The sequence below is a fragment of the Bacillus sp. LQ01 genome (genome assembly GCF_057624735.1).
The window spans coordinates 1,011,404-1,035,267 of the sequence record NZ_JBYEZL010000002.1 but is presented as its reverse complement, the minus strand read 5'-3'; the positions used below and the strand labels follow the sequence as shown (position 1 = coordinate 1,035,267).

Here is a 23,864-nt window from a genome sequence, read left to right as displayed (position 1 = left end):
CACCCTAATAGGGAAGCTAAATGTATAATCTATCCTGTGTAATTATTATACAAAAAAAGTAGAGAGGAGAATCTCCTCTCTACTTTTACTTATGTTGTACGAACTTAACCATTAAATTTGCAATTGTATGTTGCTCCTGTTCATCAGCAACTTTCCAAAGCTCAGCTAATAATTTCTCTTGGTCATTGCGTCCTTCTACTTCATTAGCAAGATAGTCGCCAACACGAAATGCCATATCTGATACCGCACCGCCATCTAAACCTTTGTCTTGCGCTTGCTCTAAACGTTCTCCTAAAAAGCTCTTCCACTGATCAAAATTATCTAATACTGACATAATTAAGCACCTCACTATTGAGTAATAAAATCATCCTTAATTTGTGCAACTATTCATTTTTTATGTAAGAATTTTTTAGCAGTGCCAACCGCCATTCACTCCGATAATTTGTCCAGTTATGTAAGACGCTCCTGGTGATACGAGAAATGAAACTGTTTTCGCTACTTCTTCTGGTAATCCTATTCTACCTAATGGTATATCTTCAGCAATTCCCATTTTATCTTCTTCAGAAAAAACACTTAACATTTCCGTTTCAATTGCTCCTGGTGCTACTGCATTCACACGTAATCCACTTAAAGAAACTTCTTTCGCTAAAGCTTTCACATATGAATTTTGCGCCCCTTTTACCATTGAATAAAGCACTTCACAAGAAGCCCCTATTTGTCCCCATATAGATGAAACAATTACAATATTACCACTTCTTCTCTCAATCATAGGCGGAAGTGCCATTGAAAGTAATTTATATACGTTCTTCACTTGAAGTTCTACCATATAATCTAATTCATCGTTTGTTACATCTGTTACTAATCCAAAAATACTCTTCCCCGCTGCGTATACAATAACATCAATAGGATGTTCAATTTGTCCCCACAATCGTTCTGCTCCATCACTAGAAGCTAAATTAGCTTGAACAGGGATAACTTCTCCCCATGCCTTCTGCAATTCCAATACCTTTTCTTCACTGTTATTGTAATGAACATAAACTGTATATCCATCTTGAATTAATTGTTTCGAAATAGCAGAGCCAATCCCTCCGCTCCCTCCAGTTACTAACGCATACTTTTTCATAAATTCCCTCTCTTATCTCTACAACTTCAATTTTCACACAACTAAATAATACCCTCATCTTACAATTTTTCAATGATAAGATGAGGGTATCTTTAAAATTTTATTTTTTCGGTAACACCTGACAAACACTCATTTTTTCTTCTGATAACAATAATCCCGCTACTTCTTGTAAGTCTTGAACGGTTAGTCCTTCTAATACAGTCAATGCATCAAATAGGCTAGATTCATTAAACGCGTATCGTGTAAATTGATTTGCAATATATTCTGGTGAATTTAACGAGCGTAAAAAACCACCAATTTTCTTTTTCTTCACTCGTTCTAATGCCGTCGCATCTAATTGATCATAATCTGTTTTTAATAAAATATCTTTTAAACGATCTGCCAATTCATCAGGTTGTTTCGTATCACCACCAACCATTGCAAAACCGAAGTTATTTTCTTCTGTATAGTCATACGAGAATGAATCATCAATAAGTCCTTCATTATATAAAGCTTCGTAATGAACAGAACTTTTTCCAAATAAATAATCTAAAAGTAACGTAAGCGCAATTTCTTGTTTTAAAAGCGCTTGCCCCTTTTCTTTTAAATTAGTCGCTTTAATACCAACTAAACATTTCGGTGTTTGCACAGGCATTGAAATAATTTTTTTCTTTTCATTTACCTCATGTGGTTCTTCTTCAAATGAACGCACAATTTCTGGCTGGTTTTTATAATCTTTTTTCGCTTGATTTTCACGTACTAAATCCATTGTTTTCTCTGGATCAATTGCACCCACAACAAATAATAACATATTGCTCGGATGATAAAATGTTTCATAACATTCATATAATAAATCTTTCGTAATTTTACTAATAGATTCGATTGTCCCCGCAATATCAATTTTAATTGGGTGTTTTACAAATAAGCTATCAATTAACCCAAAGTACAAACGCCAATCTGGGTTATCTTGATACATTTGAATTTCTTGCCCAATAATCCCCTTCTCTTTTTCAACCGTTTTTTCAGAGAAATAGGGCTCTTGTACGAAGTTTAGCAATGTATTTAAATTTTGTTCTACGTTTGAAGTACCTGAAAAAAGGTAAGCTGTTCGTGTGAAGGATGTAAAAGCATTTGCCGATGCTCCTTGTTTACTAAACAATTGGAAAGCATCGTGATCTTCTTTTTCAAATAATTTATGCTCAAGAAAATGTGCAATCCCATCTGGCACACGAATCATTTCTTCTTTCCCTAATGGTACAAATGTATTATCTACAGAACCATATTTCGTCGTAAACGTCGCAAATGTTTTATTAAATCCTTGTTTCGGTAAAACATATACATCTAATCCATTAGGAAGTTTTTCATAATAGAGTGTTTCTTTTAATTGCTCATAAACAATTTTCTCCATTTACTCTCCCTCCGTTCCTTGTAAAAAGTAAATTGTATCTAGTTCAATATTTTTAGCAACTTTTACAATTTCTTCTTTTGTCACACTTTCTATACCTGTAAGCCATTCTTCAACTGGACGTGTACGATCTGAAATAATACCATGATATAGCATTTCTACAAAGCCACGTGGTGTATCAATTGCCTCTAATATTTGATTTTGGATGACACTTTTTGTTTGATGTATTTCTTCTTCAGAAAACTCTCCGTTTTGCATCGCAAGCATTTGTTCTTTAATAATCTCAACTGCTTTTTCATAATTTTTCGCTTCAATTCCTGACATAACAAATAATAAACCTTTATGACTTTCAAAGCGCGATGCTGCATAGTACGCTAAACTATTTTTTTCACGCACATTTACGAATAACTTCGAATGAGAAAAGCCACCAAACAATCCATTGAACAATTGCAATGCAAAATAATCTTCATCTTTATATGTGACAAATGTACGATAACCGATGTGTAATTTACTTTGTTTTAATTCTTGTTTTTCAACAACTTCTTTTTCTTCATTATTTCGTCTATGAAGGAGTACATTTCTTTCTCTCACTGGACGAGCTGAAATAGAAAAATACTTACTTACAAGATCAACGGCGTTTTCTGAAATATCACCAATAATATATAGATCCATTTCATCTTCCGCTAACACCTTTTGATAATATTGATACAGACTTTCATTTGTAATAGACATAACACTCTCTTTTTTTCCATTTGCACTTAAACGATACGGTTCTACTTTGCACATTTCTTCAATTAAACGCTCGTTTGCATAACGCATTTTATCGTCATAAGTAGCTTCAATTCTCTGTAACAGTGCTCTTTTTTCACTTTCTACGATAGAAGATAGGAAACCATTGCCCTCCGTTGCTGGATGTAACACAATATCTGACAACATAGAAAGCGCTTTTTCAAATAACGGTGGTGCATCATGTAAGTAAACTTCATTTGCAATGTCTACATAAATGGAGATAATATGGTCTTCCCCTTTTTTACTTACATCTACCGCTAAAGAAGATCCGTATAATTCTTCTAAATATTGACGAAGACGAATTACAGAAGGTAATTTTTCTGTCGCACTTTGCAATACGTATGGCAATAAGGCACGCTCTGTCACCGTCTCCTCATTTAAAGGCGCTTTAAAACGAAATACAAAGGTATTCGTTTTATATTTATCAGTCGGAATAATATGTACGCGCAAACCATCTAACTCATGTAGTTGTTGTTCCATTAGTTTCATTTATAGCCCTCCTTTACGTATATAGGAATATTCCTCTTCAATATACAGTTTTTAGAAATAAAAAATCAACTTTTCTCCCTTATTATGCTTACATATGATTCTTTCTAAAAACTTTAATATGTAAGGAACATAGTAAAATTCCGTATTAAATATATTCTATGTAAAAAAGCCCACACTAATGTGCGAGCTTTTTTATACTTATAAAATACTTATCGTTTTCCTTTTTCATAAGGAGTTCCTAATGCTTTCGGAGCTTCAGAACGACCTACAAAACCAACAAGCGCTAATATTGTGAATACATATGGTAATATCGTTAATAAAACACTTGGAATTTGATCTAATACAGGAATTGTTCCGCCCGTTACACTTAGAGATTGCGCAAAACCAAAGAATAGAGCTGCACCTAATGCGCCTAGTGGATTCCACTTCCCAAAAATCATAGCAGCTAAAGCTAAGAAACCTTGTCCTGTAATAGTTGCCCCTGAGAAGTTATTAGAAATTGACATTGCAAAAATCGCTCCACCGATTCCAGCAAACACTCCTGAAATACAGACTCCAATATAACGCATTTTATATACATTAATCCCCATCGTATCCGCTGCCATTGGGTGTTCACCAACAGCACGTAGACGAAGACCGAACGGTGTTTTATAAATAACATACCAAACAACGAATGCTAAAATAATGGCAATATACGACGTTATTGGTACGTTCGAGAAAAATATTTTCCCTAAAACCGGAATATCCGAAAGGCCTGGAATATCAATCTTTTCAATACGATACTGAATAAAGTCAGTCTGCCCTTTATCAAAAATCTTCTTAATTGCAAATACTGTTAAACCAAGAGATAAGAAGTTAATGGCTACACCACTTACAACTTGATCTGCTCGGAATGTAATAGAAGCTACCGCATGAAGTAATGCAAATAATCCACTACCAATTGCCGCAAATAATAACGCAATCCATGGAGTCATCGTTCCCCAAGTATCACCCATTAATAAGTTTGTAACAACTCCAATAAATGCACCAAATAGCATTAGTCCTTCTAATCCGATATTTACAACACCTGATCGTTCACTAAATACACCACCTAGTGCTGTGAAAATGATAGGTGCCGATGTATATAACGTACCCGTCACAAGAATGGCTAATATATCTAAAAAGCTCATTTATTTCCCCTCCTTGCTCATGCGTGTAAGCGCCCATCTTAACACATAACTACATGCAACAAAGAAGATGATACATGCAATAATTACATTAATAAGCTCTGACGGTACATCTGCCTCAAAGTTCATTTGAGGGGAAGCACTTTTCAAACCACCAAATAATAAAGCTGAAAGGATTATACCAAACGGATTATTCCCTCCAAGTAATGCTACGGCAATCCCATCAAATCCTACTCCTGTAAACGAAGACATCGCTGTCATACTCTGGAATGTCCCTAATCCTTCCATCGCTCCACCAATCCCCGCAAATGCACCAGCAATTGTCATAGAGAATACTACATTACGAGAAACTTTCATACCTGCATATTGAGAAGCATGCTGATTAAATCCTACAGACTTTAATTCGTAACCTAAAGTTGTTCGATCTAATAAGAACCACATTAAAATAGCGATTAAAATTGCTACAATAATTCCCCAGTGTAGACGTGAACCGTCAGTAATAGAAGCAAGCCAGTCTGAAGATAGTGACGCACTCTCTTTAATATCATACGTTTTGTCATTACCCGCATGTAAGAAACGCTTAATGATGTCATACGTTACATACAACGCAATATAGTTCATCATAATAGTTACAATAACTTCATTCACTTGAAACTTCCCTTTTAAATATCCCGGAATGAAGCCCCAAATTCCGCCCACCAATGCGGCAAATAAAATCGATAATGGAATATGAAGGAACGCTGGTAGTGAGACTGCATAACCGAACCAAACCGCCGCAAGCCAACCAACTAACAATTGACCCTCTACCCCGATATTAAATAAACCTGTACGAAATGCAAACGCCACCGATAAGCCAGCAAGAATAAGCGGTATCATTGTACGGAGCGTTTCACCAATCGCACTTGCGCTGCCGAACATTCCTGTCCAAAGTGCACTATAACCAACAATTGGATCATAGCCACTAACTAGCATTACAATCGCTCCTACAAGTAAGCCGAAAATAACGGATAGTACTGGGACTAAAATATTTATCGTTCGTTCTGTTAAAAGTTTTTTAGCCATTTGTACCCACCTGCTCCTTCTTTGTTCCTCCAGCCATTAACAATCCAAGCTGTTGTTCATTCGTTTCTTTCGCATCAACTATTGCTACAATTTCCCCTTCATAAATAACAGCAATTCGATCGCTAACATTTAAGATTTCATCTAACTCTAATGATAAAAGTAATACACCTTTTCCTTTATCCCTTTGCTCTATTAATCTCTTATGAATAAATTCAATTGCTCCTACATCTAAACCACGTGTTGGCTGTGCCGCAATTAATAAATCTGGATTTCGGTCTACTTCACGTGCAATAATTGCTTTTTGTTGATTGCCCCCAGATAGAGCGCGTGCTAACGTTTGCTCACTAGGTGTACGTACATCAAACTGTTCAATAAGAGCCTTTGCTTTTTCTGTAATTTTGCTGAAATTTAAAATCCCTTTCTTTGAAAACGGATTTTTATAGTACGTTTGAAGAACTATATTATCTCTAACAGAAAAATCAAGAACGAGTCCGTGTTTATGACGATCTTCTGGAATATGACCAATTCCTTCTTCTGTTATTCTTCTAACAGGCCAATTTGTTATTTCTTTTCCTTTAATTGCAATAGAACCTGACTCAACTTTTCGTAAACCAGTAATCGCTTCTATTAATTCACTTTGTCCGTTTCCATCAATCCCTGCAATCCCAACAATTTCCCCCGCACGAACAGTTAAGTCAAGGCCTTTTACAGCAGGTAGTTGACGTGCATCGTGAACAACAAGGTTTTCAATTGAAAGTACCTCTTCTTTTGGCTTCGCGTCTATTTTTTCTGTTTTAAAATTCACTTGACGTCCGACCATTAATTCTGCAAGTTTATTTTCATCCGTATTTGCAACGTCAACCGTTCCAATCCCTTTTCCTTTACGAATAATCGTACAACGATCGCAAACTTCCATAATTTCTTTCAACTTATGTGTAATAAGAACAATAGATTTTCCTTCTTGTACAAGCTTTTTCATAATTTGAATTAGCTCATGAATTTCTTGTGGTGTTAACACAGCTGTCGGTTCATCAAATATTAAAATTTCTGCACCGCGGTAAAGAGTTTTCAAAATCTCAACACGCTGTTGCATACCAACTGAAATATCCTGTATTTTCGCATATGGATCTACAGCCAAACCGTATTGTTCAGACAGTTTTTGAATTTCTTTAGCAGCATCCTCAACAGCAATTTTCCCTTTTTTCTTCGGTTCATTTCCAAGAATAATATTCTCTGTAACTGTAAAATTATGAACAAGCATAAAGTGTTGATGGACCATTCCAATACCAAGGTCATTTGCTATATTCGGATTTGTAATTTTTACAGGTTTACCTTTAATTTTAATTTCACCCTGCTCTGGTTGGTACAAACCAAATAGTACATTCATCAATGTGGATTTCCCTGCACCATTTTCTCCAAGTAAAGCATGTATCTCACCCTGCTTTACTTGCAGCGTAATATCATCATTCGCTACAATGCCTGGGAATACTTTCGTAATGTTATTCATCTCAATTACGTATTCCATTGTGTTCCTCCTTTTAACAGGGAACATTCCCTATTACACTATTAACTTATTAAGCAATTCGGAAGTTTTATACATACAAAGGTTAGTTCTATGAACTAACCTTTGCTATTTCTCTATTTATTTTTTTAGAGAAGCTTCGTATTCTTTATACTCTTTATCTGTAGCTGGCACTTTAATTTCACCGGCTGTAATTTTCTTTTCAAGCTCTTCTACTTTTGTTAAAATTTCAGGGTTAACTTTTTTCACGTTATCAGTTGTTTTTGAAATACCAATACCGTCATCTTTTAAGCCAAACTCTTCAATTTTCCCACCTTTTAAATTCCCATCTTTTGCTTCTTTAGCTACTTTTTCTACCGCTACATCAACACGTTTAATCATTGAAGTTAATGTTACATTTTCAGGCATACCTTCTTGATGTTGGTCACGGTCAACACCGATTACCCAAACATTTTCACCTTTTTTCTTACGGTTTTTCGCTTCTGTGAACACACCGTTACCTGTACCACCAGCAGCATGATAAATTACGTCTACGCCTTGACCATACATTGCTGAAGCAAGAACTGTACCTTTTTCAGGCTTATCGAATGCTTCTGCATATTCAGATACGATTTCAATGTTTGGATTTACTGCCTTTGCACCAGCTTTAAATCCATTTTCAAATTTACTAATTAAATCACTTTTCATTCCACCAACAAATCCTACTTTATTCGATTTTGTTGACATAGCTGCTACCGCACCTACAAGGAATGATCCTTCATGATCTTTAAACGTAATGCTCGTTACGTTCGGTGCATCTACAACAGTATCTACGATTGCAAATTGTTGTTTTGAAGATTCTTTTGCTACTTCTTTAATTGCACCTTCTAATTTATAACCAATTCCGAATGTTAAATCATATTTATCTTTCGAGAATTTTTTTAAATTCGGAATATAATCAGCCTCTTTTTCAGACTGAAGGTAACGATAATTTGTCTTTTCTTTTAAACCATTATCTTTACCAAACTTTTGTAACCCTTCCCAAGAAGATTGGTTGAATGACTTATCATCAACGCCCCCAACATCCGTTACAAGACCAACCTTGAAGTCTTTATTGTCTTTCGTGTCTTTCTTGTCACTGCTCGCCTTATCCGAGTTACCACATGCACCTAAAACTGTACTTGCTGCTAATGTTAATGATAATAAAAGGCCTGCTTTTTTCTTCATACTAGAAACCCCTCCAAAAATGATATATATTTATTTATTCTTACGCTGCTGTTCCTTACTTCTTGCTGTCACCTCCCTAAAAAGGAATTTACCTACATACGCTTTCTTAATACGTGGAAGCTAAATTTATCAGCTCTAAAGTAATTGATAGAATATAAGATTGGCTCATCATTTTGATCATAGTGCATTTGTTTTAATACAAGCAGTGCTGTTTCAGGCTCACATTCTAAAATCGGTGAGATTTTAGGGTGATAGCCAATTGGCTCAATGTGGGCAACCGCATATGTTATGCGCTTATGTGTGTTATTATGTATCACCGTTAATAATGATTCCTCATTGTAACCCGATAAATCTGGCAATATTTCTTTTGCAAGTTTATCGATACAATACACAACAGGTTCCCCATCTGCTGTACGCACGCGTTCAATCATCACTGCATTAAAACCATCTTCACTATTAAACTTCTCTTTTTCCTCTTCTGTTAAAGTTGTAGTAGATGATGATAAAAAGATTGTTCCTGGTGTTTTCCCCACACTAGAAATCATATCTGTAATACTAGAAAGTTGTTCTATTCCAGAAGAAAATAATGGCTTTGCATTTACAAATGTCCCTACACCATGTCTACGAATGACAACATTTTCTTCTTCTAAAATACGCAACGCTTCCCTTAAAGTCGCTCTACTTACGCCAAGTTCTTTCGCTAAATCAAACTCTGATGGTAACTTTTGTCGTTCTTTATAAGCCCCATCTTTAATTTTTTCTTTGATGTGATCAATCACCCGTAGATATAGGTGACGACTATCGGATTTTACTGACATAAGACTCCCCCGCATTTCAATTATTCGACCTCTGATGTAAGACTTCTTTTCTCTTTTTTCAACTTACAACATAGTACAAATGACTAAACACCAAAATAAGCGTAATTGTCGAATAAATAATAATAATTTTTTTTAATGAAATTTTCACTCTTTATTGCATAAAAAAAACTTTGCACCATAAACATTCCTCATTTCGAGAAAAAGTTCGGCACAAAGATCCTTTACATCCTTTGTTACACACTTTTCCCCTCATAGTCTAGCAATTCATGGTTGCCAGGTAGAAACTTATGGACCTTATCTCCAAGATTATATGAGGCAGTGATTCTTTTCGAAGTAATCTTACCACTTGCTCTCATACGTGTCAACAAAATCCAACATTTTTCTGCATTAAATATCGAACATTTACATAAAACATAATCAAAGTATTCGTATTCTAAAGAGCCCCCCTAAATGTAAGCCCTTTCTTTATTACTGAGTATAGTATATAACAAAAACACTATATAAAAAAGCCTAATTGTAAAAACAATTAGGCTTTTTTTAAGAACTTTTTTCTTGTACATCATTAATGAGCACTTCTCTCGGTTTACTACCTTCATACGGACCTACTACACCATTCATTTCCATTGCATCAATTAGGCGAGCAGCTCGCGTATAACCTACTCTAAACCTACGTTGTAACATAGAAACAGATGCTGTTTGCATTTCCACTACAAGTTGAACCGCTTCATCATATAATTCATCTTCTACTTCCTGCTTCGTATCAGGAACATCTTGCGGAATCATATCTTCTTGATATTGTGCTTTTTGCTGTCCAATAACATATTCTACAACTCTCTCAACTTCATCATCTGATAAAAATGCGCCTTGTACACGTACAGGTTTCGATGCACCAATTGGTATAAACAGCATGTCTCCACGACCTAGTAGCTTCTCTGCACCACCACCGTCAAGAATTGTACGAGAATCTGTTTGAGAAGATACAGCGAATGCAATACGTGATGGAATATTTGCTTTAATAACACCCGTAATAACGTCAACTGACGGACGTTGCGTTGCAATAATTAAATGAATACCAGCAGCACGAGCCATTTGCGCTAGACGCATAATCGCATCCTCTACATCAGACGAAGCAACCATCATTAAATCTGCTAACTCGTCCACAATTACTACAATATAAGGTAATTCGGGTTGTTTCGCTTCTGATTGACTATTATGCTCTTTTATATAATCGTTGTATCCTTCAATGTTACGTGTACCACTATGAGCAAACAATTCATAACGACGTTCCATTTCACTCACAACTTTTTTCAATGCTTGCGATGCTTTTTTCGGATCAGTTACAACTGGCGTTAACAAATGAGGCACACCGTTATATACATTTAACTCTACCATTTTCGGGTCAATCATCATTAATTTTACTTCATGTGGTTTTGCACGCATTAAAATACTAACAATAATACCGTTAATACATACACTTTTCCCGCTACCTGTCGCACCAGCTACGAGTAAATGGGGCATTTTATTTAGACGGGCTAATACAGCTTCACCTGTAATATCTCGGCCAAGACCAATTAACAACTTCTCTTCCGGATGGTTATTAGCCTTAGAATCAAGCACTTCCCTCAGTGTTACCATCGAAACTTCTGAGTTCGGAACTTCGATCCCTACAGCTGATTTCCCGGGAATTGGCGCTTCAATACGAATGTCCTTTGCAGCTAAAGCAAGGGCTAAATCATCACTTAAACTGACAATTTTGCTTACTTTTACCCCCATATCAGGATACACTTCATATTTTGTAACTGCAGGACCTCTATGTACTTTTGTTACTTTCGCTTTCACTCCGAAACTTTGGAATGTACGTTCTAATTTACGAGCATTCTCATAAATTTCCGCATTTTCATTTGTAACTTGCTTATTCTTTGGAAATTTTAATATATCAAGTGAAGGAAGCTTGTAATCTTTATTTTCTACATTTGAAAATTGCATAGGAGGTGCTTGCGCTTCACTCTCTAACGATTCAACAATTTTTTCTCCACGCTTTTTCTTTGGTTCTTCAATTGGCGGAGTCTCTTCAATAAACGGTGAAGTGATCAAATCTTCTTCCTCTACTTCGATTCGTTTATCCTCTTCTTCATTTACAGGATAATTCTCAGTGAAATTCGAAATAATCGGAGGATCAATTGAAATTTCTTCCATCGGCTCAATAATTTCTTCTTGTTCTGCAGCACGTTTGCTTCTTGTGCTTCTTGTTGTTTTTTTCTTTTCTGTTTGTTCAGCCGTTCTTTTAGCTCTCCAATCTTTATAATCCCCTTGCATCACTTGAAATTGACTTCTAAGAATTCTACCAACTGGCGCTAACACTTCTCCAATATGCTTATTTGTTATACAAAGTATACCGAGAATAACTAGAATAATACCAATGATATAAGCTCCTACTTCGTCAAATAAGAAGTAACATGTTGCGAACATAAGCGCACCAAACATACCACCACCTAAATGAACGCTATCTGGCCCCTTTTTCATTTCAAGAAAGAAGTTATCTTTCGTACTCACAATAACAGAAGTATTTTGCACTGCTCCATCTTTTGTAAGAAGGTTAAATAATGTAATATGACTAAACATTAATATCGCCAATACAATTAAATAAAATCCAATTAATCGTTTATTTAAAAGGTTCGGCCATCCGCGTTTTATAACAAAGGAAACCGATAAAGCTATTACACCTAACACACCAATTATGTACCACTCACCAAAGAAGAAGCGAAAAAATAACACAAACGATTTTCCTACAACGCCTAGCTGTAAAATCGTAATGATTGAAAGTGCAAAAAGAGTTAAACCGACAATTTCATAATACAAAGTTGGCTTTATCGTACGCCTTGCCTTTGCCTTCGTCCCTCTTTGCTTTTGTTTTGCCATTTCTTCACCTCGCGTTCTACATATAAATAAAGCTCCCCTCAAAATGCTCTATTTATATGTCTGTTTTCTCTATTTTTCAGGTCTTTATATCTTCTATTTTTACACTTCTTGTAAAATGCTAAATAAACAGAAGAAAGCAGCCTACTCATGGCTGCTCAACCGTCTTGTTTTTTATATTATACCATAGCTTCTAAACAAAATCCTTCTTTTTGCTAAAAGGTTATTTTCTGACCGGGCTCAAACTCTAAATAGTGAAGTGGGTCCGTACTTAGCACACGTACAATAGAATAACATCCATGTTCCTCTTCAGAAACCATTAATTCCACACCATTTATATTTACAACTTTTTGACTTTCACATTGTGAATAATCGGCCGGATACACAAGTTGCTCTGGCATAATTGTATATAAAATCATTGTAGCATTGTCCCTTCTGTACTATCTTCCGCACGAACATCTATTAATTCGTTTAATTTTCGAATTGCATTTCCAATACCGCCGACATCATCTATAAGACCGTACTTTACTGCATCCCCACCAATTACATTCGTCCCAATATCTCGCGTTAAATTTCCTTTCGCAAACATAAGCTCTTTAAAACGATCTTCTGTTACTTTCGAGTGCTTCGTCACAAAACGAATGACTCTTTCTTGCATCTTATCCAAATACTCAAATGTTTGTGGCACACCTATGACAAGACCTGTTAAACGAATTGGATGAATTGTCATCGTCGCAGTTTCCGCAATAAACGAATAGTCAGTAGAAACAGCAATCGGTACACCGATGGAATGTCCCCCACCTAAAACTAGAGATACTGTTGGTTTTGAAAGTGAAGCTACCATTTCAGAAATTGCTAGCCCAGCTTCAACGTCACCTCCAACCGTATTTAATATTAAAAGCAAACCTTCAATTTTCGGATTTTGTTCAATCGCAACAATTTGCGGAATGATATGCTCATATTTTGTTGTTTTATTTTGCGGTGGTAATTGAACATGACCTTCCACTTGTCCGATAATCGTTAAACAATGAATACGTGATTCATTCATCTGTGGTACATTTGTCTGTCCAAGCTGTTGAATTTTTTCAACTATTGAAGCCTCTTTTCCAGCTTCTTTTGGCTCAGCTTCTTTTTCTTCATTTGTATATCGATCACGTTCTGTCATTTCGCATCCCCTTTCACTCGTATATAACTATTATTTCTTAAGTTATAAATTTCATTCGATAGGGTTAAAAAGAAAAAAGATCACCCATAAGGGTGATCTTTTTATACTTCCATAATAATCGGTAAAATCATAGGTTTTCTCTTTGTCTCTTCGTACAAGAACTGTCCTAATAATTCACGAATATTTTGTTTTAACATTGACCATTCAATTGAATATTCTTTAATTGACTGCTCAACAATCATACGTACAATCTCTGTAGATCGTTCAATTAACGCTTCTGATTCACGAACATATACGAAACCACGTGAAATGATTTCTGGACCAGAGATAATTTTCTTTTCATCTTTACCAAGCGTTACAACAACTACTAGTATTCCATCTTGAGATAACATCTTTCTATCTCGAAGAACGATATTACCAACGTCACCTACACCTAATCCATCAATTAAAACATTACCAGCTTGTACTTTACCGACTAAGTTCGCTTCATCGTCACCAAAAGCAATTACATCGCCTTTTTCTACGATAAAGATATTTTCTCTTGTAATCCCTACATCTTCAGCTAAATATGCATGTGCTTTTTGCATACGGAACTCACCATGTACGGGTACAAAGTACTTTGGTTTCATTAAATTTAACATTAATTTTAATTCTTCTTGGCTACCGTGACCTGACACGTGAACTTTTCGTTCGCCGTAATAAACAACTTCAGCTCCAGCTCTAAATAACAAATCAATAATTTTTGATACAGATATTTCATTACCCGGAATTGGCGAAGCAGCAATGATAACAGTATCACCTTTACGAATTGAAATTTGTTTATGTGCTTGTTTTGCCATTCTAGATAGAGCAGCCATCGGTTCACCTTGACTACCTGTCGTTAAAATAGCTACCTTCTTCTCTGGAAAGTTGTCTACTTCTTGTAATGAAATAACCATACCTTCTGGAACATCTAAATAACCAAGACGTCTTGCAATGTCTACTACTTTCACCATACTACGTCCTACTACCGCTACTTTTCGCCCTGTTTCAGCAGCTGCATCAAATACTTGTTGAATACGATGTACATTCGATGCAAATGAAGCAACGATAATACGACCTTCTGCGCCGTAGAACACTTTAGAGATTTCTACACCAACTTCTTTTTCTGAACCTGTATAGCCTGGGCGCTCTGCGTTTGTACTATCAGATAATAAGCAAAGTACGCCTTCATTTCCGATTTGCGCCATTTTCCCAAGGTCTGCTCCACTATTTCCAATTGGAGTTTGATCGAATTTAAAGTCTCCCGTATATACGACTGCACCTTTTGATGTATGGAAACAAACGCCAACAGAATCCGGAATACTATGTGTCGTTCCGAAGAATGACACCGTTGTAGTGTTAAATTCTACTGTTGAATTTGAATCGATTGTTTTTAGGTCTACACGGCCTAACATGCCCGCTTCACCAAGTTTTTCTTGTATAAGTCCTACTGTTAATTTCGTTGCATAGACTGGAATAGATAATTTACGAAGTACATACACAATTCCACCAATATGATCTTCATGACCGTGAGTAATAAATAAACCTTTTACTCGCTCTTGATTTTCCACTAAATATGTAATATCAGGAATAACGATATCAATTCCAAACATTTCATCTCCCGGGAACATTAACCCTGCATCTACGATAAAGATTTCAGAATCAATTTCAACACAGTACATGTTTTTCCCAATTTCACCTACTCCACCAAGAGCAAATACTTTAACAGACTCATTCTCTTTTCTCTTCATGTTGTTGCCTGGTTTAAAAATCTTGCAAACACTGATTTCACTAAAATTGCAGAGACACCAGGGGAAACTCTACAACCACCATATTTTCACCGTCCAAGACGAATGTCCTTACCGTTATGCGATATCATGTCCTTGTTTATTTTTTAAACCAGGTTTCACCTCTCTTTCATTATATAAATCAAATATCTTATTCGATATGATATGAAAATTTAATTAAATTATAATTTTTCCCAATTTTGCTAAGCATACCCGTACTAAGCTACTTAGCCATATTATACCTGATACAAGAAATAGAACACAAGTTAAATCGTGCGAAAGAAAGAGTAAAAGAACGGAATGACAACAAAAGTATCGAACGTATTTCCTTTATATTTACTCCGATTTTATACTCCATATTATTTTGAAAAACTAGCCATACATACGCTAAATTCATTTCATAATAGGGAGTTTCAAGATTTATTTTTCTAGAATCTAACAAAAACACTTACAAAATGGAGTTTTTTTATGAATTACGTCACATTTGAGGGGATTTCTCTAAAAACAGACACCGTAGTTTATTACGTTTATGCCATAATATCTATCATTTTTTGACTCAGTTAAAGGGGTACAATTATTTTCTTATACACATAATGAAGAAGCGATTAATATTCTTATAAGAACACATATAAGTGAGAAAAAGAGGAAAAGATTTGCATATAATAAAAAATGACCTAGTTCTACACTAGGTCATTTTTTATTAACGAGGGATAGATTGCATTACAGATTGTAACGTTACTCTTTCTTCTTCTGTTAATGGAAGAAGTGGTAAACGTACAGAACCTACATCTAATCCAACCATTTGTAACGCTGTTTTTACTGGAGTTGGACTTGGCGCCATAAATAATGAATCAGTTACTCTTACAAGTAATTGATGTAATTTTTGTGCCTTCTTAAATTCTCCTGCTTGAAATGCTGTAATCATTTCTTGCATTTCGTTTCCGATAACATGAGAGGCTACCGAAACGATACCTTTCGCTCCAACTGCCATAGCTGGTAACGTTAAACCGTCATCACCGCTGTATACCGCAAAGTCGTCCGCTGTTTTTTCAATGATTTCTGTCATTGTTAACACATCGCCGCCAGCATCTTTAATAGCAACAATGTTTTCTATTTCTGATAAACGAACAACTGTATCAACGGAGATTTGTACAATAGATCGTCCTGGAACGTTATATAGCATAACCGGAAGCGGCGTGCTTTCAGCAATTGCTTTAAAATGCTGATACATTCCTTCTTGACTCGGTTTGTTATAATACGGTGCTACTAGCATTACTGCATCCACACCAACTTCTGTTGCCTTTTTAGTTAAGTCAATAGAAGCATGCGTATTATTGCTACCTGTTCCAGCGATTACGGGCACTCTTTTATCGACAACAGATACGACATGGCGATATAACGCTACTTTCTCTTCTGAAGTTAATGTAGGAGATTCTCCTGTCGTTCCTCCTACCACGATTGCTGTTGTACCGTTATCAATTAAATAATTTACCAATTTCGTTGTCTTTGCAAAATCGATATTCCCGTTTATATCAAACGGTGTTACCATCGCGGTTGCAATTGTCCCAAAATCTATCATGGTCTCACTCCTTATTGTTCCAGTTGCTTTTCTTTTGAAAGCTCAAACGCACTATGTAATGCATTTACAGCCTCCACTAAATCAGTCTCTTTTACAAGAACCCAAATTGTTGTATGACTATCTGCCGATTGCAGGATTTGAATACCTTTTTCCGCTAAAGCTGTAACGATTTTCGCAGTAACCCCTGGGTATCCTGCCATTCCAGCTCCAACGATAGATACTTTCGCACAATGTTCTGTCACAATTGGCTCATATCCAAGGTTCTGTAATAATTTAACTGCATGACTTGATACATTATCACTCACCGTATATGCTACGCCAGTAGGTGAAATATTAATTAAATCAACACTTATTCCTTCGTTCGCCATCTCTTTAAACACATGTTGTTGCAAATCATATGCCGTTTCTTTTGCAAGCACTTTAATTTGCGTTACGTTTGATACGTGAGCAATGCCCGTAACAGGACGTTCTTCTACATCACGACCTCTTGTAGCACCGTCATATGCTGAAATAAGCGTACCTTCACTATCAGAATACGTAGAACGTACACGAAGTGGCACTTTTGCATGCATCGCAATTTCAACTGCACGTGGATGAACGACTTTCGCACCTTGATAAGCCATGTTACAAATTTCGTTATACGTTACAGTTTGAAGATGACGTGCATCTTTTACAATACGAGGATCTGCAGTCATAACACCTTCTACATCAGTGAATATATCGATGTATTCAGCATGAAGTGCAACACCTAATGCTGAAGCTGAAGTATCACTACCTCCGCGTCCAAGTGTTGTCGTATCACCTTTTTTCGTTTGCCCTTGGAATCCTGTAACGACGATTACATCTACATTTTCTAACTCTTCATGTATACGATCGCAATTCATTTCAATAATCTTTGCATTCGTAAAGTCATCATTCGTTACAAAACCAGCTTGTGCACCATTTAATGCTGCTGCTTTTATACCGTTCTCATTCAACATATTAGAGAAAACAATTGCAGAGATTAACTCTCCGCATGATAATAATAAATCTTGCTCACGTTTAGAAATAGTAGATTCCTCTTGATTTACAAGACTTAATAACGTATCCGTTGCATATGGTTCACCTTTACGGCCCATAGCAGATACAACAGTAACTACTTTATAACCAGCAGCTAATGATTTTTTTATATGATGAAGCGCATGCTTACGTCCATTGTCATCACGTACTGATGTGCCACCAAATTTTTGAACAATTATTTTCATATTTTGCACCTTCTCTTAGCCGTTTACACTAATTGTAATTTTACTAAGCGCTCTGCAATTTGAACAGAATTCCATGCAGCGCCTTTTAATAAGTTATCAGATACGACCCAAAGATGGAATCCTTTATCGTTATTTAAATCTTTACGGATTCTTCCAACGAATACTTCGTTTTTACCTACTGCAGTAGCTGGCATTGGATATAACTGCTCTTCTGGATTATCTTGCAGAACAATACCTTCCGCATTTGCAAGTAAGCTCTTTAATTCTGCTACTGTTACGCCTTCTTTTTCTACTTCGATGTAAACAGACTCAGAGTGTCCTGATACAACTGGTAAACGTACACATGTTGCCGCTACTTCTAATTCAGGCATATGCATAATTTTTTTCGTTTCGTTAATCATTTTCATTTCTTCAAACGTAAATCCATTATCTTGGAATTTATCAATCTGTGGAATCGCATTAAAAGCAATTGGGAAATGCTTCTTATCACCTGATACAGGAAGAACATTTGCCTTAACTTCTTCGCCATTTAAGATTGCTTGTGATTGTTCATGCAGTTCTTCAATAGCTGCCGCACCAGCACCTGATACAGCTTGATATGTGGAAACGATTACTCGTTTTAAACCATATTGCTGACGAACTGGCTCAAGAGCTACTACCATTTGAATTGTAGAACAGTTTGGATTTGCAATAATACCATTATGCTCTTTTAAGTCGTTTTCATTTACTTCAGGTACAACAAGTGGCACGTTTTCTGTCATACGGAATGCACTTGTATTATCAACAACAATCGCACCGCGTTTTGCTGCTTCTGGCGCTAATTGTTTCGATACAGATCCACCAGCACTAAATAGTGCGATATCTACTCCTTCAAAGCTTTCAGGAGTTGCCTCTTGAACTGTAAATTCTTCGCCTTTAAATACAAGTTTCTTACCTGCAGATCGTTTAGATGAAAGTAACGTTAATTTCCCGATTGGAAATTCTCGTTTCTCTAAAGTATTTAACATTTGTTCACCAACTGCGCCGGTTGCTCCAACTACAGCGACATGAAAAGTTTTTTGCTTTTCCATCACTATGCCCCTTTCTAGATACCAATCCTTCTATAACTTAGAATCAGAAGGAGTATACAATACCCCTTCTGATCTTAATAACGTTAATTTTATCATATTCTACAGTAAGAATGATGGTTTCATCAAAAATTGTCCGTTTTTTTTCGTTTTTTAATTCATATATCTGAATTTTTCTACGACCACCGGTTGCAATTGCTTCCCTTGCAGCGCTTCTAACACTGTATCTTCCAGCAGCTCCATGCGAGCTACCATTGAGTTCGGTTTTTTCTCTGGTGCATCTTGGCCGAATGGGACGAAGTAGATGTTTTTTGTTGCCATTAGGCGCATGAGATTTACTCCATTAAGCCCTAAAGCATCATTCGTCGAAACAGCCAATACGACAGGCTTGCCATTTCTTAACGTCGCTTTCGCTGCCATTAGTACTGGAGAGTCTGTCATTGCATTTGCAAATTTACTCATAGAATTCCCTGTTAGTGGTGCAATTACCATACAATCTAGTGGAATTTTAGGTCCTAGTGGTTCTGCACCAACGATTGAATTAATTGCTTTAAAACCTGTTATTTCTTCAATCTTCTTAATCCACTCTGCTCCTTCTCCAAATCTAGTATTTGTTGATTGAACAGTGTAAGAAACAACAGGACGTACTTCTGCTCCCTCAGCAATTAATTTTTCTAAATGAGGCATTACTTCTTCGTACGTACAATGTGAACCTGTAAATCCGAAACCAATTCGTTTCCCCTTCAAACTCATTTCTTTTCCTCCTCCTTTGCAATTGCATCTGCTGCTAATAACTGAGAAAGAACATTTGCTAAAATTTGCCCAGCCGTTTTTGGGGCAACAATACCTGGTAATCCAGGTGCTAGCAATGCTTTGACTCCTCTTTTTTCCGCATATCTAAAGTCGGTACCGCCTGGTTTAGAAGCTAAATCAATCACTAACGTATGAGCTGGCATTTTTGCAATAACATTCGCTGTTACAACGAGATGCGGAATCGTATTAATTACAATATCGATATTTCCTACTTCTTTCTCTATGTCTTGCATATGAAAAGGAGAAAACATCATTTCTGTAATACGTGCAATATGTTCAGATCGTCTTGCTCCAACTTTGACATGGGCTCCTAATGATTGAAATGCTCTCGCAACACTCATTCCTGTTCTCCCAAATCCTAGAACCATTACATTGGACCCATGAATTGTATAGTCGGTATGTTGAATTACCATCATTAATGTACCTTCTACCGTTGGAATAGAATTGTATATTGCTACATCATCACGATCAAATAATTTAACAAGTTTTCGATTCGTAGTAGATACGAGATTTTCCAAGTAAGGTGTACCAATACCTGAATATATAGTAAAGTGTTCTGGTGTATTTTCAATTTGTTCTTTCGTTATTGAAACTTTTTCATTTGAAAAAATAGTATCTACTTCTCCTTTGGCATTTGTACCGGCAACCGGCAAAATAATTGCGTCTACAGAAGTGAAATCTAAATTTTGTATACTTTCTTTTGCTGCCCCTGTGAAACCATGATCTAACTGATCAAAACCTATCAAAGAAAGTTTCGCATCCAATTCAACTAGCTTACGAATTACTTCTAGCTGCCTTGCATCTCCTCCTATGACAGCAATATGCATCTCAGTCAACATTCCCTAATTCACCTTCTTTTTCTGTCATTTATAAGAAAAGTGCCTACTTTTTCTTTTTCCTCCACATCATATGTAATGTACGAGTTTATGGTGATTGAAAATCCAAATGCACATATGATTTATCAGGTTTCTATGTAGATACAAAAAAAGATGACCAAAATGGCCATCCTTCACTCCGAATTTGAACGATCTATACTATCACAAAGAAGCATATCGTGTCCGACTTTCTTTATTTGACTCCATGCCACTCTTACTTCTTGTGGTTCCTTTTTAAAACCTCCCCACTTCCCTACAGGTATTATAAGTGTTTGTATTTGTCCGTCTTTCTCATCAATCTCTAAATCCATATAACCTAAGGCTCCCATTTTTTCCGCTTTTTCTATATCTACAACCTCTTTACCGCTTAATTCACTTAATCGCATACTCACTCCACTCCCCTACTAAATTTTTCATTTGCATTGTCTATAATTAGTACCTATTCTATATGTATAAAAAAAATAACCTTCTCTCATTTAAAAAGAGAGAAGGTTATTTTCAGATACATCGTAAAAGTTGATTATAGTTTTATTCCTTTTGGAAGTTTTCCATCTGGACTAATTAATGCTGCAGAGAATTCATCTGTAAACATGTTACGAATTAACCCATCTACATTTTCTTTTGTTACAGTGTTTACACTTTCGATAATCTCATCAAGTGAACGATGCTTACGAAGTAGCAATTCATTTTTACCATTACGGCTCATACGACTATTCGTACTTTCTAAACTTAACATTAAGTTTCCTTTTAATTGCTCTTTACTATTAATAAGCTCTTTTTCTGTAATACCTGTATTTTTCAATGTTTCTAATGTTTCTTGCATTGTTTCATACAGTGTATCTAATTGTTGACTACCTGTTCCACCATACAGTGTTAACATACCTGTATCTTCATAAGAAGAATGGTAAGAAAATACTGAGTAAGCTAACCCACGTTGCTCACGTACTTCTTGGAATAAACGGCTACTCATACTACCGCCTAAAACGTTATTTAATACAATTAAGTTATAAATATCTTCGTGTCCCATTTGTAAGCCTTTATATCCTAAACATAAATGAGCTTGTTCTGTTTCCTTTTTACGTGCTACTTTATTAAAATGGAAAATTGGACTATGTACTTGTTCACGGTTTGTTGTTCCTTCATAACTACCGAAATATTGCTCTACCGTTTGTAAGAAGGCTTCATCAATATTTCCTGCAACTGAAACAACTACATTTTCAGGTGTATAATGATCCTTAATATATTGGCGTAGCGTATCACCTGTAAACGTATCAAGTGTTTCTTCTGTTCCTAAAATAGGATATCCAAGCGGATGCGTTTCATATGTTGCTTTCGTTAACATATCATGCACAATATCGTCTGGAGCATCTTCGTACATTTTAATTTCTTCACATACGACATTCTTCTCTTTTTTCAATTCTTCTTCATCAAATGTTGAATTAAAGAACATGTCAGCTAATACATCTAAAGCATATTTAGCATGTTCATCTAGCACTTTTGCATAGTAACAAGTGTACTCTTTTGAAGTAAAAGCATTCACTTGCCCACCAATACTATCAAATGATTCTGCAATTTCGCGTGCACTACGTGTTTCTGTCCCTTTAAAGAACATATGCTCTAAAAAGTGAGAAATCCCGTTATTTTTTTCATTTTCATTTCTTGATCCCGCATGGATCCAAATACCAATCGCAACCGATCTTACAGTTGGTATATTTTCCATAACTATTCTTACACCATTTTTACAAGTATATTTTTTAATCAAAAACTTTCCTCCTACTGCCAGTTTCTCTAAATAAGTGCTATTATTTAATGATAACAAGTTTAAGGATGAATGTCATGCAAATGTATTTAATCCACACGTTTTTCATCCAGTAATTCTGTTATATTCCCTACTTTATATCCTTGTTCCTTCAATTTTTTTATCATTGTATCTAATGCTTCTGCCGTTGACGAAGTAGGATGCATTAATACGATAGCACCTGGGTGTATTTTTCTCATTACTCTCTGCAATAGTACATCTGGCTCAGGTCGCTTCCAATCGATTGTATCGACAGTCCACATAATCGTTCCCATTTGGAAATCATCAGCGATTTTCACGACTTCATCCCGAAAACTTCCACTCGGCGGGGCAAACCATCTCACCTTTTGATTCGTAGCAGCTTCAATCATTCGATTTGTTTTTTGTAACTGCTCTCGTATTTCATCAGACGATAGCGTTTTCATATTAGGGTGCGTATAAGAATGATTTCCGACTTCTTGATTTGCATCGACAATCATTTTTGCAAATCGTAAATTTTCTTTCACCCAACGTCCTTCTAAAAAGAAAGTCGCCTTCACATCATGCTTTTTCAATATTTCTAATACACGAGGCAAATACTCGTTTCCCCATGCCACATTTATTGTTAATCCCACCATCTTTTTATTCGGATGCCCCCTATAAATTGGAGCAGGTGATAAATCTTCTAAGTGGACACTCGGTGATACTTCCTTAAATTCAAGGTGTTTTTGATCAAATTCCTTTAGCTTCTTCATATTGTTATAGGATGCTTCCATATCAACTTGTCTTCCATTATATCCTGGTGTTGCTTTCCATATCTTATCAATCATCGCATTTTGAGGTGCAATCTCATATTGTTTTGCATGCTTTTGAATTTCTTCATATAAGTTATCCTGTGCAAAAACAGAATAAGAGCCTAAACTGACATATAAAGAAAATATACATATGTATGCCAATATACGAACTTTCATATAAACCCTCCCAAATTAACTATATAAAAAAACATTTTTCTTCTTATCTTTGTTAATTTGAGCGTTATAATGAAAACTATACCTATACTG

At 35.9% G+C, this 23,864-nt stretch carries 21 protein-coding genes and 1 riboswitch; all 21 genes read right to left on the bottom strand.

What is annotated here, in order from left to right; all coding sequences use genetic code 11:
• Positions 1 to 85: 85 nt before the first annotated feature.
• The 21 genes from AC22L0_RS17815 to AC22L0_RS17715 all read right to left on the bottom strand — a co-directional run bounded on the left by AC22L0_RS17815 (position 86) and on the right by AC22L0_RS17715 (position 23,774).
• Positions 86 to 334, bottom strand: coding sequence for a DUF3243 domain-containing protein (locus AC22L0_RS17815; RefSeq protein WP_000114450.1), 249 nt, complete (start codon positions 332 to 334; stop codon positions 86 to 88).
• A 75-nt stretch (positions 335 to 409) separates the two neighbouring features.
• The gene (ymfI, locus tag AC22L0_RS17810; RefSeq protein WP_000759606.1) at positions 410 to 1,123 is read right to left on the bottom strand and encodes an elongation factor P 5-aminopentanone reductase; all 714 of its coding nucleotides are present in this window, start codon (positions 1,121 to 1,123) and stop codon (positions 410 to 412) included.
• Between the two features lie 100 nt (positions 1,124 to 1,223).
• Entirely contained in the window at positions 1,224 to 2,510 is a 1,287-nt protein-coding gene (yfmH, locus tag AC22L0_RS17805; protein ID WP_087967631.1) for an EF-P 5-aminopentanol modification-associated protein YfmH, read from the bottom strand.
• Positions 2,511 to 3,785: an EF-P 5-aminopentanol modification-associated protein YfmF gene (gene yfmF / locus AC22L0_RS17800; RefSeq protein ID WP_000772405.1), complete on the bottom strand. Its 1,275-nt coding sequence runs from the start codon at positions 3,783 to 3,785 to the stop codon at positions 2,511 to 2,513. It abuts the gene before it with no gap.
• A 209-nt stretch (positions 3,786 to 3,994) separates the two neighbouring features.
• Positions 3,995 to 4,954 (bottom strand): ABC transporter permease, encoded by a 960-nt coding sequence (locus AC22L0_RS17795; protein WP_000008857.1) that lies wholly within the window; start codon positions 4,952 to 4,954, stop codon positions 3,995 to 3,997.
• Positions 4,955 to 6,013 carry an ABC transporter permease gene (locus tag AC22L0_RS17790; protein ID WP_001085254.1) on the bottom strand — a complete coding sequence of 353 codons (1,059 nt, stop codon included), beginning with the start codon at positions 6,011 to 6,013 and terminating at the stop codon, positions 4,955 to 4,957.
• Positions 6,006 to 7,538, bottom strand: coding sequence for an ABC transporter ATP-binding protein (locus AC22L0_RS17785; protein WP_000456908.1), 1,533 nt, complete (start codon positions 7,536 to 7,538; stop codon positions 6,006 to 6,008). Before AC22L0_RS17785 ends, AC22L0_RS17790 begins: the two co-directional genes overlap by 8 nt.
• A 117-nt stretch (positions 7,539 to 7,655) precedes the next feature.
• Entirely contained in the window at positions 7,656 to 8,741 is a 1,086-nt protein-coding gene (locus tag AC22L0_RS17780) for a BMP family lipoprotein (RefSeq protein ID WP_000725771.1), read from the bottom strand.
• Positions 8,742 to 8,833: 92 nt separating this feature from the next.
• Positions 8,834 to 9,559 carry a GntR family transcriptional regulator gene (locus tag AC22L0_RS17775; protein ID WP_000114182.1) on the bottom strand — a complete coding sequence of 242 codons (726 nt, stop codon included), beginning with the start codon at positions 9,557 to 9,559 and terminating at the stop codon, positions 8,834 to 8,836.
• Between the two features lie 232 nt (positions 9,560 to 9,791).
• Positions 9,792 to 9,893, bottom strand: a riboswitch (purine riboswitch).
• Positions 9,894 to 10,096: 203 nt separating this feature from the next.
• A complete protein-coding gene (locus tag AC22L0_RS17770) occupies positions 10,097 to 12,478 on the bottom strand; it encodes a DNA translocase FtsK (protein ID WP_001118776.1) in 2,382 nt (793 codons plus the stop codon).
• A gap of 212 nt (positions 12,479 to 12,690) precedes the next feature.
• Positions 12,691 to 12,894, bottom strand: a complete 204-nt coding sequence (locus AC22L0_RS17765) for a YlzJ-like family protein (RefSeq protein WP_000605020.1) — start codon at positions 12,892 to 12,894, stop codon at positions 12,691 to 12,693.
• Positions 12,891 to 13,640, bottom strand: coding sequence for a translocation-enhancing protein TepA (gene tepA / locus AC22L0_RS17760; RefSeq protein ID WP_000139806.1), 750 nt, complete (start codon positions 13,638 to 13,640; stop codon positions 12,891 to 12,893). Before tepA ends, AC22L0_RS17765 begins: the two co-directional genes overlap by 4 nt.
• A gap of 101 nt (positions 13,641 to 13,741) precedes the next feature.
• Positions 13,742 to 15,412: a ribonuclease J gene (locus tag AC22L0_RS17755; RefSeq protein ID WP_000823096.1), complete on the bottom strand. Its 1,671-nt coding sequence runs from the start codon at positions 15,410 to 15,412 to the stop codon at positions 13,742 to 13,744.
• 736 nt (positions 15,413 to 16,148) lie between these two features.
• The gene (dapA, locus tag AC22L0_RS17750; protein WP_000564763.1) at positions 16,149 to 17,027 is read right to left on the bottom strand and encodes a 4-hydroxy-tetrahydrodipicolinate synthase; all 879 of its coding nucleotides are present in this window, start codon (positions 17,025 to 17,027) and stop codon (positions 16,149 to 16,151) included.
• Positions 17,028 to 17,038: 11 nt separating this feature from the next.
• Complete coding sequence (dapG, locus tag AC22L0_RS17745; RefSeq protein WP_000692451.1) at positions 17,039 to 18,271, bottom strand: aspartate kinase; 1,233 nt, start codon at positions 18,269 to 18,271, stop codon at positions 17,039 to 17,041.
• A 23-nt stretch (positions 18,272 to 18,294) separates the two neighbouring features.
• Positions 18,295 to 19,341, bottom strand: a complete 1,047-nt coding sequence (asd, locus tag AC22L0_RS17740; RefSeq protein ID WP_000414846.1) for an aspartate-semialdehyde dehydrogenase — start codon at positions 19,339 to 19,341, stop codon at positions 18,295 to 18,297.
• A 150-nt stretch (positions 19,342 to 19,491) separates the two neighbouring features.
• Positions 19,492 to 20,091: a dipicolinate synthase subunit B gene (dpaB, locus tag AC22L0_RS17735; RefSeq protein WP_000053596.1), complete on the bottom strand. Its 600-nt coding sequence runs from the start codon at positions 20,089 to 20,091 to the stop codon at positions 19,492 to 19,494.
• The gene (dpaA, locus tag AC22L0_RS17730) at positions 20,088 to 20,990 is read right to left on the bottom strand and encodes a dipicolinic acid synthetase subunit A (RefSeq protein WP_000954735.1); all 903 of its coding nucleotides are present in this window, start codon (positions 20,988 to 20,990) and stop codon (positions 20,088 to 20,090) included. Before dpaA ends, dpaB begins: the two co-directional genes overlap by 4 nt.
• 170 nt (positions 20,991 to 21,160) lie before the next feature.
• Positions 21,161 to 21,412 (bottom strand): YlmC/YmxH family sporulation protein, encoded by a 252-nt coding sequence (locus tag AC22L0_RS17725; protein ID WP_087967427.1) that lies wholly within the window; start codon positions 21,410 to 21,412, stop codon positions 21,161 to 21,163.
• A gap of 134 nt (positions 21,413 to 21,546) precedes the next feature.
• Positions 21,547 to 22,788, bottom strand: a complete 1,242-nt coding sequence (locus tag AC22L0_RS17720; protein ID WP_000592989.1) for a M16 family metallopeptidase — start codon at positions 22,786 to 22,788, stop codon at positions 21,547 to 21,549.
• 86 nt (positions 22,789 to 22,874) lie between these two features.
• Positions 22,875 to 23,774 carry a polysaccharide deacetylase family protein gene (locus tag AC22L0_RS17715; protein ID WP_087967425.1) on the bottom strand — a complete coding sequence of 300 codons (900 nt, stop codon included), beginning with the start codon at positions 23,772 to 23,774 and terminating at the stop codon, positions 22,875 to 22,877.
• Between the last annotated feature and the right edge of the window lie 90 nt (positions 23,775 to 23,864).

Bases quoted from the DNA above. Each gene is read 5' to 3' on its own strand.
- AC22L0_RS17815 (WP_000114450.1), bottom strand. From the start codon at position 334: ATGTCAGTATTAGATAATTTTGATCAGTGGAAGAGCTTTTTAGGAGAA.
- ymfI (WP_000759606.1), bottom strand. From the start codon at position 1,123: ATGAAAAAGTATGCGTTAGTAACTGGAGGGAGCGGAGGGATTGGCTCT.
- yfmH (WP_087967631.1), bottom strand. From the start codon at position 2,510: ATGGAGAAAATTGTTTATGAGCAATTAAAAGAAACACTCTATTATGAA.
- yfmF (WP_000772405.1), bottom strand. From the start codon at position 3,785: ATGAAACTAATGGAACAACAACTACATGAGTTAGATGGTTTGCGCGTA.
- AC22L0_RS17795 (WP_000008857.1), bottom strand. From the start codon at position 4,954: ATGAGCTTTTTAGATATATTAGCCATTCTTGTGACGGGTACGTTATAT.
- AC22L0_RS17790 (WP_001085254.1), bottom strand. From the start codon at position 6,013: ATGGCTAAAAAACTTTTAACAGAACGAACGATAAATATTTTAGTCCCA.
- AC22L0_RS17785 (WP_000456908.1), bottom strand. From the start codon at position 7,538: ATGGAATACGTAATTGAGATGAATAACATTACGAAAGTATTCCCAGGC.
- AC22L0_RS17780 (WP_000725771.1), bottom strand. From the start codon at position 8,741: ATGAAGAAAAAAGCAGGCCTTTTATTATCATTAACATTAGCAGCAAGT.
- AC22L0_RS17775 (WP_000114182.1), bottom strand. From the start codon at position 9,559: ATGTCAGTAAAATCCGATAGTCGTCACCTATATCTACGGGTGATTGAT.
- AC22L0_RS17770 (WP_001118776.1), bottom strand. From the start codon at position 12,478: ATGGCAAAACAAAAGCAAAGAGGGACGAAGGCAAAGGCAAGGCGTACG.
- AC22L0_RS17765 (WP_000605020.1), bottom strand. From the start codon at position 12,894: ATGATTTTATATACAATTATGCCAGAGCAACTTGTGTATCCGGCCGAT.
- tepA (WP_000139806.1), bottom strand. From the start codon at position 13,640: ATGACAGAACGTGATCGATATACAAATGAAGAAAAAGAAGCTGAGCCA.
- AC22L0_RS17755 (WP_000823096.1), bottom strand. From the start codon at position 15,412: ATGAAGAGAAAAGAGAATGAGTCTGTTAAAGTATTTGCTCTTGGTGGA.
- dapA (WP_000564763.1), bottom strand. From the start codon at position 17,027: ATGATAGATTTTGGGACAATTGCAACCGCGATGGTAACACCGTTTGAT.
- dapG (WP_000692451.1), bottom strand. From the start codon at position 18,271: ATGAAAATAATTGTTCAAAAATTTGGTGGCACATCAGTACGTGATGAC.
- asd (WP_000414846.1), bottom strand. From the start codon at position 19,341: ATGGAAAAGCAAAAAACTTTTCATGTCGCTGTAGTTGGAGCAACCGGC.
- dpaB (WP_000053596.1), bottom strand. From the start codon at position 20,091: ATGAGTTTGAAGGGGAAACGAATTGGTTTCGGATTTACAGGTTCACAT.
- dpaA (WP_000954735.1), bottom strand. From the start codon at position 20,990: ATGTTGACTGAGATGCATATTGCTGTCATAGGAGGAGATGCAAGGCAG.
- AC22L0_RS17725 (WP_087967427.1), bottom strand. From the start codon at position 21,412: ATGCGATTAAGTGAATTAAGCGGTAAAGAGGTTGTAGATATAGAAAAA.
- AC22L0_RS17715 (WP_087967425.1), bottom strand. From the start codon at position 23,774: ATGAAAGTTCGTATATTGGCATACATATGTATATTTTCTTTATATGTC.